We start from the raw sequence: 14,837 nt of genomic DNA, 5'->3' as shown, positions 1-14,837 counted from the left end.
ACAGACAAACTCGTGCAAATTCATCCCATTTTCATCATGAGGACAGCGTCATGGCCACCCTGCTTGTTCTGCATGGCCCCAATCTGAACCTGCTGGGCACCCGCGAGCCGGACAAATACGGCACGGAGACTCTGGAGAGCATCAACCAACGTCTGATTGAACGGGCACGCGCTGCCGGGCATCATCTGCTCACCATGCAGAGCAACGCGGAACATGAGCTGATCGAGCGCATTCACGATGCGCGCAACGAGCAAGTGGATTTCATCATCATCAATCCGGCCGCGTTCACGCACACCAGCGTGGCCCTGCGGGATGCACTGCTTGCCGTGCAGATCCCGTTCATCGAAGTGCATCTGTCCAACATTCATGCCCGGGAAGCCTTCCGCCACCATTCATGGTTTTCGGACATCGCGGTCGGCGTCATCTGCGGGCTCGGCGCACAGGGATACGAGCTGGCGCTGGAGGCAGCCCTCCGCCGCCTGGCGAACTGATTCACAGACCAAGAGAGCGTTTCAATGGATATCCGCAAAGTCAAGAAACTGATCGAGCTGATCGAAGGCTCCGACATTTCCGAAATCGAGATTCGCGAGGGCGATGACAGTGTCCGCATCACGCGCGGCGGGGTGGCACCCATGGCCCCCATGGTGCCGGTCGCCATGCCCCAGCCAGCGGCTGCACAGGCTGCCGGGGAAGCGGCTCAGGCGCCCGCCCCGGTCGAGCCGGAGGGCCACATTGTCCGCTCGCCCATGGTCGGCACCTTCTACCGGGCGCCCTCACCCGACGCCAACCCCTTTGTGGAAGTCGGCCAGAGCGTCAAGCCCGGTGATGTGCTCTGCATCATCGAGGCGATGAAGATGATGAACCAGATCGAGGCCGACAAGGCCGGCACCATCACCCAGATTCTGGTGGAAAACGGCCAGCCGGTGGAGTTTGACCAGCCGCTGTTTGTCATCAGCTGACACACGAGGCCAGACATGCTGGAAAAAGTACTGATCGCCAACCGTGGCGAGATCGCGCTGCGCATTCTGCGCGCCTGCAAGGCACTGGGCATCAGGACAGTGGCCGTCTATTCCCAGGCAGACCGGGACCTCATGCATGTGCGCATGGCGGATGAAGCGGTCTGCATTGGCCCGGCTTCCGCCACGGAAAGTTACCTCAACATCCCGGCCATCATCAGCGCGGCGGAAGTGACCGATGCCTCTGCCATCCACCCCGGTTACGGGTTTCTGGCCGAAAACGCGGACTTTGCCGAGCAGGTGGAGCGCAGCGGCTTCCGCTTCATCGGGCCCAGCCCGCAGGTCATCCGTCTCATGGGCAACAAGGTTTCCGCCATTGAGGCCATGAAGAAAGCCGGTGTCCCGACTGTCCCCGGTTCCGATGGCCCGGTGACCAATGATGCCCGCAAGACGCTGGAAACCGCACGGCGGATCGGCTATCCGGTCATCATCAAGGCCGCATCCGGCGGCGGTGGCCGCGGCATGCAGGTGGTGCACACGGAGGCCGCGCTGCTCAACGCCATCAAGGTTACCCAGAGCGAAGCGAAGGCTGCATTCGGTGACCCCACGGTCTATCTGGAAAAGTTTCTGGAGCGCCCGCGCCACATCGAGGTACAGGTGCTGGCCGATGACTACGGCAACGTGATCCACCTTGGTGACCGCGACTGCTCGCTGCAGCGCCGCCATCAGAAAGTACTGGAAGAGGCCCCGGCCGCCGGCGTGGATCCGGAAGCGCGGGAGCGGGTGCTTGCCGCCTGCGTCAAGGCCTGCCAGGAAATCGGCTATTCCGGTGCCGGCACCTTCGAGTTCCTGTATCAGGACGGGCAGTTCTACTTCATCGAGATGAATACACGGGTGCAGGTGGAACATCCGGTTTCGGAAATGATCTCCGGCGTGGATATAGTCAAGGAACAGTTGCGCATTGCCTCGGGCGAAAAACTGGCCTGGCGGCAGGAGGACATCGTTTTCCGCGGACATGCCGTGGAGTGCCGGATCAACGCCGAGCACCCCACCAAGTTCACGCCTCATCCGGGTACCGTGACCCATTACCACCCGCCCGGCGGCTTCGGTGTCCGGGTAGACTCCCATCTTTACAGTGGCTACACTGTCCCGCCTTACTATGATTCGCTGATTGCCAAGGTAGTCTGCTGGGGCGAAGACCGGCGCTCCGCCTTCCGGCGCATGAAAGTGGCGCTGGACGAGCTGCTGGTGGAAGGCATCACGACCAACATTGCCCTGCACCGCAGACTGGTACGCGACGGCAACGTGAAAAATGTGGATTACACCATCCACTACCTCGAAAAACTGATCAAGGATCTGGAAAAACTTTGAGCTGGCTGCAGGTTACCGTCGAGACCACCCGCGATGGCGCGGAAACCGTCATGGAAACGCTGGAAGCACTGGATGCCCTGTCCGTCACCTTTGCGGACGGGGCCGATGAGCCCGTGCTGGAACCGGCTCCGGGTGAAACGCCGCTGTGGCAGGACACCCGCGTGATCGGCCTCTGGGAGGCAGACGCCGACCGGGACAGCATTCGCGCGGCGCTGGCCAATTGTGATGCGCCGGTTCAGGCCATCCACTTTGAAATCCTGGAAGACCGGGACTGGGAGCGGGAATGGATGAGCCATTTCGAACCCATGCAGTTCGGCCACCGGCTCTGGATCGTGCCGAGCTGGGCGGAAGCCCCGGATCCGGATGCGGTCAATATCCTGCTGGATCCCGGCCTGGCCTTCGGTACCGGCACCCACCCCACCACCGCCCTCTGTCTGGAATGGCTGGACAGCCAGCCCATGACAGGACTGGACGTGACCGACTACGGTTGCGGCTCGGGCATTCTCGCCATCGCCGCGCTGCGGCTCGGTGCACGTCACGTCACCGGCGTGGACATTGACCCCCAGGCACTGGATGCCAGCCGCGACAACGCCGAACGCAATGGTGTTGCCGACCGGCTGGAAGTGTTTCTGCCGGACCAGACCCCCGCGCACCAGAGCGATATCGTCGTGGCCAATATCCTTGCCGGCCCCCTCGCACAGCTGGCGGAGACCATTCTCGCCTGCCTGAAACCGGGTGGCCGGATTGCCCTCTCGGGTATCCTCGAGGAACAGGCCGAAGACGTCATGCGCGCCTATGCTCACCGCGTCATCTGGGACACGCCCGTCACCCAGGAAGGCTGGGTCCTGCTCAGTGGCCGTGCAGACAGCTGAGAATGTGCCACACTTGTGAGAACGTTCAATACGTTATAGAGTGCACAGGTTGCTGACCGAGGAGTGAGACGTGCTGACACGCTGCCCGCACTGTGATGCCCGATTCAAGGTGACCGAGGCCCAGCTGAGCGTCGCCAACGGCAAGGTGCGCTGTGGCAACTGCATGCAGGTTTTCAACGCCCGCGAACACCTTCTGCCCTCCGCCCTGGTCTCGCAACCCGCTTCAGCCCGGGCACCGGCCAGCGACCGCACCATTGTCAGGCCTTCTTCGGCCGTTCGGGCCACGCCCGGGAACAAGCCGTCAGGCCGGCCGGAGACCCCCGCTGTCGTGGCCGGCCCTGCGGCAACCCGCAACATGCCCGAACCCCCGGCAGCCGACTCGCGAATCCCGCCGAAATCTCCCGCCAAGCCCAGTGATCCCGTGGCAGCCGCCCTTCAGGAAGCCAGCCGGAATGCGGACGAAGACGATCTGGATGACATCATCTTTCAGGACAACCCGGAAGAGGACAAGGAAGACGAACATTACGCCGGCGGCCCGCTGATCAACGAGTCGGATCTGAGCGAAGAACTGCGCGAACTGGACAAGGGCAAGCCGGACATGCCCGCCACCTTCGGCACGGAAGTGGTGGACGATGAGGACAGCGAAGCCGGGGAATCGGATGAAAGCTGGGCCGAGGCCATGCTGCGCGAACTGGAATCGGGCGAGGCGGCAGGGAGACGTGACCGTGAGCCGGCACCGGAGAAGGTGATCCACACCCCGGAGAGCCTCAATGTCGAACCCATCGCGCCGCCTGCCATGCACAGCCGCCCGGAACCACCGCCCATTCAGGCCATTCCGGCAGACACCCTGTCACAACTCCGGCGGGCACACCTGCAGGATGAGGAACCCGAACCTCAGAGCGGACAATGGATCTGGGGACTGGGCTCGCTGCTGCTCATCCTGACCCTGCTGGCCCAGCTGGCCTGGCTCCACTTTGACCGGCTGGCACGCTTTGACCAGCTGCGGCCACTCTACGCCAAGGCGTGTGCCGTGCTTGGCTGCGAACTGCCGCCCCTGCTGGACATCAAGCAGATCCGCAACCGCAATCTGGCCGTCCGCAATCATCCGACCGTTCAGAACGCACTGATCGTCGACGCCATCATCATCAACGAAGCCAGTTTCGACCAGCCTTTCCCCAACATTGCACTGAGCTTCAAGGATATCAACGGCAATGTGATCGCCTACCGGCTGTTCACACCGGAAGAATATCTCGCCGGAGACGCGGTGAAACTCAAGAGCATGCCCAGCCGCACCCCCATCCATATTGCGCTGGAGATCCTCCATCCCGGCAAGGAAGCGGTCAACTACGAACTCTCCTTCCACCCGGCCACCTACAGCGCCAGCCCGACCGGCTAAAAAACATACGTTTTCTGAAATTTCAAGTCTTTTCCCGCAGGGGGCAACTGGGTATCATAGGCTCCCCCTGAAACGGGGCGAACACTTTTTGATCACACCGGACAGGCGGCCTGATGCACATCGGACCCTACACGTTGCCCAACGCACTGTTCCTGGCCCCCATGGCAGGCGTGACGGACAGACCTTTCCGGCTGCTGTGCCGAAAGCTGGGCGCGGGCATGGCCGTCTCGGAAATGATGGCCGCCAATCCGGAACTCAGGGACACCCGCAAATCCCGGCTGCGCGGTGATCACAGCGGAGAACCGGAACCGGTTTCCGTCCAGATTGCCGGTGCCGATCCGGACATGTTGGCCGATGCCGCGCGCTACAATGTGGACTGTGGCGCACAGATCATTGACATCAACATGGGCTGCCCGGCCAAGAAGGTCTGCAACAAGGCCGCCGGCTCGGCCCTGCTCCGGGACGAGCCGTTGGTGGCAAGGATTCTGGACGCGGTCGTCCGTGCGGTGGATGTGCCGGTCACCCTGAAAATCCGCACCGGCTGGAGTCCGGAGCACCGCAACGGGGTGACCATTGCACGCATGGCCGAGGATCTGGGCATCCAGGCACTGGCGGTTCACGGAAGGACCCGGGCCTGCCGGTATCAGGGCGAAGCGGAATATGACACCATTGCCGCCATTGTGGATGCGGTCGATATCCCGGTCATCGCCAACGGTGACATCACGTCGCCGGAGAAGGCCCGCGCAGTGCTCGGGCATACCGGTGCCGCGGGCATCATGATCGGCCGCGGGGCACAGGGTCGCCCTTGGATCTTTCGCGAGATTGATCATTACCTGAAAACGGGTGAGCATCTGGCACCCCCCACCCTCGCCGAGGTGGAAGCGATACTCATCGGCCACGTGCGCGCATTGCACGCATTTTATGGCGACTACGCAGGAACCCGTATCGCCCGCAAGCATGTGGACTGGTATGTGCAGACCCTGCACCTGCCGGACACGCAGTACAGGGAGTTTCGCCAACGATTCAACTTACTGCAGGACGCCGGCGCGCAGCTTGATGTGCTGCATGCTTTCTTTGAGCGTCTTGCACATGAAGGAGAGGTAATTGCCGCATGAATACAGAAACCATGACCCAGGACGCGGGCCAGACCGCACCCAACGGACTGTATGTCAACCAGGATGCCAGCCGCACCATGACCCTGCGTGACAGCGTGGATCAGGCTCTGGCCAACTACTTTGCACAGCTGGATGGCGCGCCCGTGACTGACGTCTACCAGCTCGTCCTCTCCGAAGTGGAGGCGCCGCTGCTGGAGCAGGTGATGAAATACACCCGCAACAACCAGACCCGGGCCTCCGAGCTGCTGGGGCTGAACCGCGGCACCCTGCGCAAGAAGCTCAAGCAGTACGGACTGCTCTGAACCGGATCTGAAGAGGGCGCATGCGCCCTCTTTTTGTTTGCACCGCAAGACAAGACCAACACGCACAACGGAACGAACCCATGGCAGATACCACCCTGACCCTCAAGCGCGCTCTGATCAGCGTTTCAGACAAGACCGGCATTGTCGGATTTGCCCGCGCCCTGGCAGAACGTGGCGTTGAACTCCTATCCACAGGCGGCACCTGGCGCCTCCTGAACGACGCCGGCATCCCGGTGCGCGAAGTATCCGACTACACCGGCTTTCCGGAAATGATGGACGGCCGGGTCAAGACGCTGCACCCGAAGATTCACGGCGGCATTCTGGGCCGCCGCGGCACGGACGACGCCGTCATGGCCGAACATGGCATCGCGCCCATTGATCTGGTGGTCGTGAACCTGTATCCGTTCGAAACCACCGTGGCCCGCGCAGACTGCACCCTGGCGGACGCCATCGAAAACATCGACATCGGCGGGCCGACCATGGTACGGGCGGCAGCCAAGAACCATCAGGACGTAGCCATCGTGGTCAATCCCTCCGACTATGACCGCATTCTGAAGGAACTGGACGAGAACGCCGGCGGCCTGACCTTTGCCACACGATTCGACCTGGCGGTGAAGGCCTTTGAACATACGGCTGCCTATGATGCCGCCATTGCCAACTACCTCGGCACCCGGGTCAGCGAGTCCGACGCCCGCTTCCCGCGCACCCTGAATCTCAACTTCGTCAAGAAGCAGGATCTGCGCTACGGCGAGAACCCGCACCAGGCGGCGGCCTTCTACGTGGACCCGCGCAATGAGGAAGCCTCGGTCTCCACCGCTGAGCAGCTTCAGGGCAAGGCCCTCTCCTTCAACAACATTGCCGACACCGATGCGGCACTGGAATGCGTCAAGCCCTTCGCCGATCCGGCCTGTGTGATCGTCAAGCACGCCAACCCCTGCGGTGTGGCCATTGGCGTGGACATCGCCCAGGCCTACGATCTGGCCTACGCCACGGACCCCACCTCGGCGTTCGGCGGCATCATTGCCTTCAACCGCGAGCTGGATGGCAAGACCGCCCGGATGATCATCGAACGCCAGTTCGTGGAAGTGATCATCGCGCCCGCAGTGTCCGACGAGGCCCGTGAAATTGTGGCCGCCAAGCCCAATGTCCGCCTGCTGGCCTGTGGCCCGCTCAACGGTGACCGGGCAGATGCCCTGGACTACAAGCGCGTGGTGGGCGGCCTGCTGGTACAGGATCGCGATCTGGGCATGGTGGATGCCTCCCAGGTCAAGACCGTGACCCGGCGTGCGCCGACCGAGCAGGAACTGGCAGACCTGCTGTTTGCCTGGGAGGTGGCCAAGTACGTCAAGTCCAATGCCATCGTCTACGCCAAGAACGGCCGTACCATCGGTATCGGTGCAGGCCAGATGAGCCGGGTGTACAGCGCGAAGATTGCCGCCATCAAGGCCGCGGATGAAGGACTGGAAGTCAAGGGCTCGGTCATGGCTTCCGACGCCTTCTTCCCCTTCCGGGACTCCGTGGATGCGGCCGCCGAGGCAGGCATCACCGCCATCATCCAGCCGGGCGGTTCCATGCGCGATCAGGAAGTCGTTGATGCCGCGGACGAGCACGGCATTGCCATGGTATTCACCGGCATGCGTCATTTCCGTCACTGATCAGGGAGCAGACAAATGAAAGTACTTGTCATTGGCAGCGGCGGCCGGGAACATGCCCTGGCCTGGAAAGCCGCCCAGTCCCCGGACGTGGAAAAGGTCTACGTGGCTCCAGGCAATGCCGGCACAGCCACGGAGCCGGGCATGGAAAATGTCGCCATCGACGTGATGGATCTGGACGGACTGGTGCGTTTTGCCCGGGAAAATGCCATTGAGCTGACCATCGTGGGTCCGGAAGCCCCGCTGGTTGCCGGTGTGGTGGATCGTTTCCGCGAGGCCGGCCTGAAAGCCTTCGGCCCCACCGCCGCCTGTGCCCGCCTGGAAGGCTCCAAGGCCTTCACCAAGGACTTTCTGGCCCGTCACAATATCCCCACGGCCGCCTACCGCAACTTCACGGATGTGGACGAGGCCCTGGCCTACGTGCGCGAACGCGGCGCACCCATCGTCATCAAGGCTGATGGTCTGGCGGCGGGCAAGGGCGTCATCGTGGCCATGTCCCTGGAAGAAGCGGAAGCTGCCGTGCGTGACATGCTGGCCGGCAACCGCTTCGGGGATGCGGGCCATCGTGTGGTCATCGAGGACTTTCTGGAGGGCGAGGAAGCCAGCTTCATCGTCATGGTGGATGGCGAGCATGTGCTGCCCATGGCCACCAGCCAGGATCACAAGCGCGTCGGCGACGGCGACACCGGCCCCAACACCGGCGGCATGGGGGCCTACTCCCCGGCACCGGTTGTCACCCCCGATGTCCACCGGCGCATCATGGACGAGGTGATCCTGCCCACGGTGCGCGGCATGGCGGCCGAGGGCAATCCCTATACCGGCTTTCTCTATGCCGGCCTGATGATTGCCCCGGATGGCAGCCCGAAGGTCATCGAGTATAACTGCCGCTTTGGAGACCCGGAAACCCAGCCGATCATGATGCGTCTGAAATCCGATCTGGTGCAGCTGTGTCTCAGCGCGCTCGAAAGCCGCCTGGATCAGGTGCAGGCCGAATGGGATCCGCGTGTCGCCCTGGGTGTGGTCATGGCCGCCGGTGGCTACCCGGAGGGCTACCGCAAGGGTGACGTGATCCGGGGATTGGAGGCCACCCTGCCGGACACCAAGGTCTTCCATGCCGGCACGACCCTGAAGGACGGCGAGGTGGTGACCAGCGGCGGCCGGGTGCTGTGTGTCACGGCCCTGGGCAAAAGCGTGGCCGAGGCCCAGAAGAAGGCCTACGAGCGTCTGCGCACCATTCACTGGCCGGATGCATTCTGGCGCACCGATATCGGCTGGCGAGCCATTGCCCGCGAGCAGTCCTGACGGTTCCGGCAGACCGGAGCTTCGGTTCCGGCCTGCCGCTCTTTCCTCAGACTCAGAATAACCGGAGGAGTCCGACGTGTCCGATACCAGGCGCCGTCCCCTCGACCAACTCTATCGCCTGATCGCTAACGAGGAAGATACCCGGGTCTGCAAGGACATTCCTGAATCCGCCTGCCGTGTGGTGCCCCGGAACTTCTTCATCATTCTCATCAGCAACGTGCTGACTCAACTGGGCGACCTGCTGACCAGTCCGAAGACCGTGCTCGCCTGGATTCTCAATGCCAAGGGAGCATCAGGATTCGTGGCCTGGCTGGTACCCATCCGGGAGTCCGGCTCCATGTTGCCCCAGCTGCTCATCGCCGCCTGGGTGCGCCGCCATCCGGTTCGCAAGTTGTTCTGGACACTGGGCAGCTTCGGGCAGTGCCTGAGTGTGGCGGCCATGGCGGCAAGCGTCTGGTTTCTGGAGGGCTCAGCCGCAGGCATGGCAATCATCACCGCGCTGACCGTCTTTTCCCTGTCGCGCGGTTTCTGCTCGGTTGCCATGAAGGATGTACAGGGCAAATGCATTCCCAAAACCCGGCGAGGGCGTCTTTCCGGCCTGACCGCCACGCTGGGTGGCACCCTGACGGTCGTCCTCACGGTCATCTTCTTCCGGGATACCGCTCAGCCTTCGCTGCTGTTCTACACCGTGCTTCTACTGCTGGCTGCCTCACTCTGGCTGGTGGCCGGTCTCCTGTTTGCTGCCGTTGACGAATACCCCGGGGAAACCGGAGGGGGTGCCAACGCCATCGCCACGGCCTTATCCAGTCTTTCCCTGCTGAAAACCGACGCCCCATTCCGCCACTTTGTCATCACCCGGGCCCTGTTGCTGGGCTCTGCCCTGGCGGCCCCCTACTTTGTCCTGCTTGCTCAACGCCACGGGGACACGGGCACGATGCTCGGTCTGTTCCTGCTGGCCAGCAGCCTTGCCAGCTCCCTCAGCGCCGTCTTCTGGGGATGGGCTGCCGATGCTTCAAGCCGACGGGTCATCATCCGGGGAGGTGCCATGGCAAGCCTGGTGTGTCTGAGTACCGCACTGGCGGCGCTGGCCCTGCCCGGGCAATCCACCCATGGCTGGCTCTATCCGGCAGCGTTCTTTCTGCTCAGCATCGCCCATGCCGGCGTACGGCTGGGCCGGAAAACCTATCTGGTGGACATGGCCGGCGGCAACAAGCGTACCGACTACACGGCCGTCAGCAATACCCTGATCGGCCTCCTGCTGCTTGCCACCGGTGGCCTGACGGCGCTGCTTTCCCTCTGGTCCGATATTGCCGTCATTCTGGTACTCGGTGGCATGGGACTGGCCGGCACACTCAGCGCCACCCGCCTCCCGGAGGTCACTGCCGGCTGACCAGGACGTAAACCTCTTCCCGCGCACCCTGCATGCCACGCTGCACCAGCGGGTGGTCTGTCGGGAGGGCCTTGGAGCGCACCTTGTCCACCTCAAAATGCCGGCCGTACAGTGCCCGGACCTCCTCTTCCGACACGGCAAACGGCGGGCCCGGCACCTCCGCATCATGATCCAGCGTGATCAGCAGCATGCGCGTGGCGGAGGGCAGTATCGCACGGAGATGGTCGGCATAGCGCCGGCGCATGTCCGGCGGCAGGGCGATCAGGGCAGCCCGGTCATACACCAGGCTCACGTCCTGGACGTCTTCGGCGGTCAGGGCAAAGAAGTCACCGCACCACAGCTCCAGCCGATCCAGTCCATGACGCGTGAAACGCGTGTCCGGCCTGGTCTCCGGTGTGCGCCCGGCTTCGGCAAAGAAATCCGCACAGGCAATCGGGCTCAGTTCAACCCCGAGAACCGGGTGCCCCCTTTCATGCAGCCACCACAGGTCACGTGACTTGCCGCACAGGGGGACCAGCACCTTGCCGGTGCCCTGCCCGGCCACACCGGACCAGTATCCCTGCAGCCAGGGGTTGATGTCCGGCTGATGAAAACCGATCTGATTCTCCTGCCAGATCCGATGCCAGAAACTGTGATCCATCCGTCCTCCGGGGGTTCGCTTGCATGGAATCCACACACTCTACACCCAACCGGTATCCGGGCCAAACCCGCATTGACGCCCCGCTCTACCCGCATGGCCAGGGTGCACCCACACCTGAACCGGCCTGGTTCTGCCCTCGCGCTGAACTTTGCGCTCTCATTCCGGTCTCAGTTTCCACTGGTCCCGACGGCTCGTCTGTCGGGGTGTGGTTTGACCAATCTGGAGCAACGACCGGCATGTGGGAAATCAGCCTCCTTCTTTTTGCAGCACTGCTGTTATCCTGGTTCAATGGTGCAAATGACAATTTCAAGGGCGTCGCCAGCCTGCATGGCAGTGGCACGCTTTCCTATCGTACCGCTCTGGTGTTCGCAACGCTGGCTACGCTGGCCGGCTCATTGTGTGCACTCTGGATCGCCAATGGTCTGGTAGCCCGTTTCTCGGGCAAGGGACTGGTTCCCGAGGATCTGGCCGGCACCACCACCTTTCTGGCCGCAGTGGGGCTCGGCGCCGGATGGACCGTTCTGCTCGCGACACGGCTCGGGTTTCCCATTTCCACAACCCACAGTCTTGTGGGCGGACTGGTCGGCGCGGGTTGGTTGGCCTCCGGCAGCCAGGTCAATCTGAGTCAGCTTGGCAGTGCATTCTTCCTTCCCTTGTTGGTCAGCCCCTTGCTGGCCGCCATTCTGGCGGCTGCGCTCTACAGCACTCTGAGCCGCACCCGCAAGCGGCTGGGACTGGAAAAAACGGCCTGCATCTGTCTGGGTGAGTCCGCCATCTCTGCCGCGCCTGCAATGGCGGGGGCTCAGCGCCAGTCTGCGACAGACCTGCCTGCCCAGCCCAATGCCTGGGTGATGTCGGTTTCCGACCTGTCCGATTGCGAACTGCGCTACACGAACAGGGTTATTGGGGTGCCATTGCAAACGCTGCTCGACTTGCTGCACATCATCAGCGCCGGCGCGGTATCCTTTGCGCGAGGGCTGAATGACACCCCCAAGATTGCCGGGCTGCTGGTGGCAGCCCACGCCATTTCACCGACAAACGGGCTTTTGATCGTGGGGCTGGGTATTGCTGCAGGCGGGCTACTCAGTGCGGGCCGCGTCGCCCGGACGCTGAGCCACCGGATTACCCGCATGAATACGGGGCAGGGTCTGGCGGCCAATCTGGTCACCAGTTTTCTGGTCATAGTGGCCAGTCGGTTTGGGGTGCCCGTTTCCACCACACATGTATCCGTCGGAGCGCTGTTCGGGATGGGCTCCGTCACCGGCAATCAGGATACCCGCGTGGTACGCAGCATTCTGCTGTCCTGGCTGATCACGCTACCCGTGGCCATGCTGTCCAGTGCGTTGGCCTGGCTTTTGATCCGCTGAACCACCGGGGACAGACTTGTCCCCCGACGACTGCCCGCCGGTATGCATACGCCGTCACAGTTTGCACGGCTTGCACATTTGCTCCCCATTCTCTCCCTTTTTGAACGGTAGCCTGCAATCTGCTCCATTCCGATGGAGCTGCTTTCGTAGGCCATGGGAGAACAAACAATATGCAAACCAACCCGTACACTCACCTCACCTCATCCATCCGGCGCCTGATCTCACGACGCCATGCCGGCGGGATAGCCCTGATTCTGACCAGCCTCGCCCTTCAGCCCCAGGCGGCAGAGTTGCTGCAGGATCCTGCCATGGATCGTCTCATGACACAGATTCGCGTCGAGTCCTGGCAACGTGACGATTTCATCCGCATTCTGGAGACGGCCGAAGAGGCACGCCAGCGCATTCGTGCCTCGGACACGGCAGACGTCCGGGAAGCGCTCGGGCAGATTGACACGGACATGACGGATCAGCTGAGTGAAGTGCTCTACGGCGATCAGATGGATCGCTTCCGCCTGCTGATGCAGATGAACCGGATCCATGGTCTGACCCCCGCAGGGCATCCTCTGTCGGAGTTGGCGCACACCGGACAGACCCGTCCGGATGCCGCACCGGGCCTGAGCGAGGAGGCTTCCGATGACTGATCATCGCTTGCGGAAATTGCTCGGTGCAACGGCCTTGGCCCTGTTGCTTGCCGGATGTGGGAGTGGCAGCAGCACCATGGAGGACACTGCCGCAACGGAGAGCACAACAACCACCGTCAGTACCTCCACATCCACCGTGTCCGGAGATTGCGAACAGGCCAGCCACTTTCTGGATGTGTCCGACCAGGACAATTACATTGACTGGAATGGTGATGGCCTCACCAACAGCGAATATTACGGCAAGGATCTGACACCCTCCGTTTCCGTGACCTGTTCCGATACCCAGGTGACGGTCACCGGCAATGGTCTGATCAACTTCGATTTCGAAGGGCTCGGCCCCGGGTTGGTCATGGCGCCGGAAGCCTATGACCTGAATGTGAGTTTTCCGCGCTATCCGGAAAAGGCGGCCTCCCCCACCGAGCTGCCCACCCTTGGCATCATTGCTGTCACCGTCTCCGGCATCCAGATCTTCGGCCCCAACGAGGCGGCCATGGATGGACTGGCTGATCCCTACAAGCATGGGATTCTGGAATACTGTGGCGGGCACGTCATGCAGTACCACCTTCATGTGCGCCCGTTCTGCTATTTCGGATACACCACCATGGGCGGGGCCTCCAGTCTTCTCCCCGAGGGCCAGCCGGGCGTGGTGATTGGTTATGCCCTGGACGGATTCCCCATTCTGGCCCCCTGGGAATGTGATGATGCCGAGTGCACCAGCGTCCATGAGGTGAAGAACTCTTACGTGTACACCGGAACAGGCGACTATGCCAACGAAAATGCCTGGGAGGTGAATGTCTATCAGGAGGGCGCCGGTGATCTGGACCGTTGCAATGGCGGATACCGGCCGGACGGAACCTATGCCTATTATGCGACGGATCAGTTCCCCTACTATCTGGGCTGCTATTCGGGCACGCCGGACCTTTCCGCCAACGGATCGGCAGGCGCGGGGCCCGGAGGCAACGGACCACCACCTGCGGCACTCTGATTCCCGCAGGCCCGGCCACGGCAGGCCGGGCTGCGGTTGTCGCTTGACCTGATCGGCTTTTCACCCCATGCTGAAAAAACAAACAACCTCAGGGAGATCCGTCATGCGTGCCTCATGTCTCAAAGCATTTCTGCTGTGCCTTCTGGCCTTGCCGGTGTGGGCCGGTGAGCTCGTTACCTACACCTGGGAGGGTCAGGAATACGAAGGCTACTTCACCCTGCCTGCCAAGGGTGCACCACTGATCCTGCTGATTCACGACTGGGATGGCCTGACCGACTACGAAATCAAGCGGGCAGACATGCTGGCCGAAAAGGGCTATGCGGTCTTTGCAGCCGATCTTTTCGGAAAGGGCATCCGCCCCACGGAGGACAAGGACAAGCGCCAGCATACCGGTGAACTGTACAAGAACCGGGACAAGATGCGCGGCCTGATGCGGGCTGCCCTGGCCGAGGCCCGGCGCCGGGGTGCGGATCTCTATCGTCGCGTGGCCATGGGGTACTGCTTTGGCGGGGCTGCAGTGCTGGAGCTGGCGCGCTCCGGCGAACCCCTGGCCGGTTTCGTGACCTTCCACGGCGGCCTCGCCACACCGGAAGGACAGGATTACAGCAAGACCAAGGGCTCCGTTCTGGTGTTCCACGGCAGTGCTGATACGGCCATTACGCTGGATGATTTCGCTTCTCTGGCAAAACAGCTGGAGGCGGCGGGGGTCAAGCATGAGATGACCACTTACAGCGGTGCGCCCCATGCCTTCACGGTCTTCGGCTCGCCCCGTTACCGGGCCGAAGCTGACCGGTTGTCCTGGTCACGTTTTCTGGCCTTTCTGGATGAGGTGTTCTGACCCGCTAAAA

At 62.5% G+C, this 14,837-nt stretch carries 15 protein-coding genes; 14 read left to right on the top strand and 1 reads right to left on the bottom strand.

Annotated elements, in window-relative coordinates; translation table 11 throughout:
* Positions 1-50: 50 nt before the first annotated feature.
* From aroQ to AAIA72_RS14845, 10 genes are all read left to right on the top strand, one after another.
* Positions 51-491, top strand: coding sequence for a type II 3-dehydroquinate dehydratase (gene aroQ, locus AAIA72_RS14890; RefSeq protein WP_369601078.1), 441 nt, complete (start codon positions 51-53; stop codon positions 489-491).
* 24 nt (positions 492-515) lie between these two features.
* Entirely contained in the window at positions 516-959 is a 444-nt protein-coding gene (gene accB / locus AAIA72_RS14885) for an acetyl-CoA carboxylase biotin carboxyl carrier protein (RefSeq protein ID WP_369601077.1), read from the top strand.
* Positions 960-974: 15 nt separating this feature from the next.
* Positions 975-2,327 carry an acetyl-CoA carboxylase biotin carboxylase subunit gene (gene accC, locus AAIA72_RS14880; protein ID WP_369601076.1) on the top strand — a complete coding sequence of 451 codons (1,353 nt, stop codon included), beginning with the start codon at positions 975-977 and terminating at the stop codon, positions 2,325-2,327.
* Complete coding sequence (gene prmA, locus AAIA72_RS14875) at positions 2,324-3,199, top strand: 50S ribosomal protein L11 methyltransferase (protein ID WP_369601075.1); 876 nt, start codon at positions 2,324-2,326, stop codon at positions 3,197-3,199. The genes accC and prmA overlap by 4 nt, the downstream gene beginning before the upstream one ends.
* A gap of 70 nt (positions 3,200-3,269) precedes the next feature.
* The gene (locus AAIA72_RS14870) at positions 3,270-4,595 is read left to right on the top strand and encodes a DUF3426 domain-containing protein (protein ID WP_369601074.1); all 1,326 of its coding nucleotides are present in this window, start codon (positions 3,270-3,272) and stop codon (positions 4,593-4,595) included.
* A 113-nt stretch (positions 4,596-4,708) separates the two neighbouring features.
* A complete protein-coding gene (gene dusB, locus AAIA72_RS14865) occupies positions 4,709-5,710 on the top strand; it encodes a tRNA dihydrouridine synthase DusB (RefSeq protein WP_369601073.1) in 1,002 nt (333 codons plus the stop codon).
* Positions 5,711-5,721: 11 nt separating this feature from the next.
* Positions 5,722-6,012, top strand: a complete 291-nt coding sequence (fis, locus tag AAIA72_RS14860) for a DNA-binding transcriptional regulator Fis (RefSeq protein ID WP_369603014.1) — start codon at positions 5,722-5,724, stop codon at positions 6,010-6,012.
* A gap of 80 nt (positions 6,013-6,092) precedes the next feature.
* Positions 6,093-7,667, top strand: coding sequence for a bifunctional phosphoribosylaminoimidazolecarboxamide formyltransferase/IMP cyclohydrolase (gene purH / locus AAIA72_RS14855; RefSeq protein ID WP_369601072.1), 1,575 nt, complete (start codon positions 6,093-6,095; stop codon positions 7,665-7,667).
* Between the two features lie 15 nt (positions 7,668-7,682).
* Positions 7,683-8,966, top strand: coding sequence for a phosphoribosylamine--glycine ligase (gene purD, locus AAIA72_RS14850; RefSeq protein WP_369601071.1), 1,284 nt, complete (start codon positions 7,683-7,685; stop codon positions 8,964-8,966).
* 76 nt (positions 8,967-9,042) lie between these two features.
* Positions 9,043-10,356, top strand: coding sequence for an MFS transporter (locus AAIA72_RS14845; RefSeq protein WP_369601070.1), 1,314 nt, complete (start codon positions 9,043-9,045; stop codon positions 10,354-10,356).
* Here the strand turns inward: AAIA72_RS14845 and AAIA72_RS14840 are convergent.
* On the bottom strand, positions 10,343-10,996 hold the full coding sequence (locus AAIA72_RS14840) for a thiopurine S-methyltransferase (protein WP_369601069.1): 654 nt from the start codon (positions 10,994-10,996) through the stop codon (positions 10,343-10,345). The genes AAIA72_RS14845 and AAIA72_RS14840 overlap by 14 nt on opposite strands.
* 236 nt (positions 10,997-11,232) lie before the next feature.
* Here AAIA72_RS14840 and AAIA72_RS14835 point away from each other — a divergent pair, with 236 nt between their 5' ends.
* The 4 genes from AAIA72_RS14835 (at position 11,233) to AAIA72_RS14820 (ending at position 14,827) form a co-directional block, all read left to right on the top strand.
* On the top strand, positions 11,233-12,363 hold the full coding sequence (locus AAIA72_RS14835; protein ID WP_369601068.1) for an inorganic phosphate transporter: 1,131 nt from the start codon (positions 11,233-11,235) through the stop codon (positions 12,361-12,363).
* 170 nt (positions 12,364-12,533) lie between these two features.
* The gene (locus AAIA72_RS14830) at positions 12,534-13,004 is read left to right on the top strand and encodes a hypothetical protein (RefSeq protein WP_369601067.1); all 471 of its coding nucleotides are present in this window, start codon (positions 12,534-12,536) and stop codon (positions 13,002-13,004) included.
* A complete protein-coding gene (locus AAIA72_RS14825) occupies positions 12,997-13,989 on the top strand; it encodes a YHYH protein (RefSeq protein WP_369601066.1) in 993 nt (330 codons plus the stop codon). Before AAIA72_RS14830 ends, AAIA72_RS14825 begins: the two co-directional genes overlap by 8 nt.
* A gap of 103 nt (positions 13,990-14,092) precedes the next feature.
* Entirely contained in the window at positions 14,093-14,827 is a 735-nt protein-coding gene (locus AAIA72_RS14820; RefSeq protein WP_369601065.1) for a dienelactone hydrolase family protein, read from the top strand.
* The last annotated feature ends 10 nt before the right edge of the window (positions 14,828-14,837 follow it).

Source organism: Thermohahella caldifontis, assembly GCF_041153465.1.
GTDB classification, from domain to species: domain Bacteria; phylum Pseudomonadota; class Gammaproteobacteria; order Pseudomonadales; family Oleiphilaceae; genus Thermohahella; species Thermohahella caldifontis.
This window is presented reverse-complemented; position numbering and strand designations above follow the sequence as displayed.

What these genes read in the sequence shown, in the direction of transcription:
- aroQ (WP_369601078.1), top strand. Translation starts at nt 51, where the DNA reads ATGGCCACCCTGCTTGTTCTGCATGGCCCCAATCTGAACCTGCTGGGC.
- accB (WP_369601077.1), top strand. Translation starts at nt 516, where the DNA reads ATGGATATCCGCAAAGTCAAGAAACTGATCGAGCTGATCGAAGGCTCC.
- accC (WP_369601076.1), top strand. Translation starts at nt 975, where the DNA reads ATGCTGGAAAAAGTACTGATCGCCAACCGTGGCGAGATCGCGCTGCGC.
- dusB (WP_369601073.1), top strand. Translation starts at nt 4,709, where the DNA reads ATGCACATCGGACCCTACACGTTGCCCAACGCACTGTTCCTGGCCCCC.
- fis (WP_369603014.1), top strand. Translation starts at nt 5,722, where the DNA reads ATGACCCAGGACGCGGGCCAGACCGCACCCAACGGACTGTATGTCAAC.
- purH (WP_369601072.1), top strand. Translation starts at nt 6,093, where the DNA reads ATGGCAGATACCACCCTGACCCTCAAGCGCGCTCTGATCAGCGTTTCA.
- purD (WP_369601071.1), top strand. Translation starts at nt 7,683, where the DNA reads ATGAAAGTACTTGTCATTGGCAGCGGCGGCCGGGAACATGCCCTGGCC.
- AAIA72_RS14840 (WP_369601069.1), bottom strand. Translation starts at nt 10,996, where the DNA reads ATGGATCACAGTTTCTGGCATCGGATCTGGCAGGAGAATCAGATCGGT.
- AAIA72_RS14835 (WP_369601068.1), top strand. Translation starts at nt 11,233, where the DNA reads ATGTGGGAAATCAGCCTCCTTCTTTTTGCAGCACTGCTGTTATCCTGG.
- AAIA72_RS14830 (WP_369601067.1), top strand. Translation starts at nt 12,534, where the DNA reads ATGCAAACCAACCCGTACACTCACCTCACCTCATCCATCCGGCGCCTG.
- AAIA72_RS14825 (WP_369601066.1), top strand. Translation starts at nt 12,997, where the DNA reads ATGACTGATCATCGCTTGCGGAAATTGCTCGGTGCAACGGCCTTGGCC.
- AAIA72_RS14820 (WP_369601065.1), top strand. Translation starts at nt 14,093, where the DNA reads ATGCGTGCCTCATGTCTCAAAGCATTTCTGCTGTGCCTTCTGGCCTTG.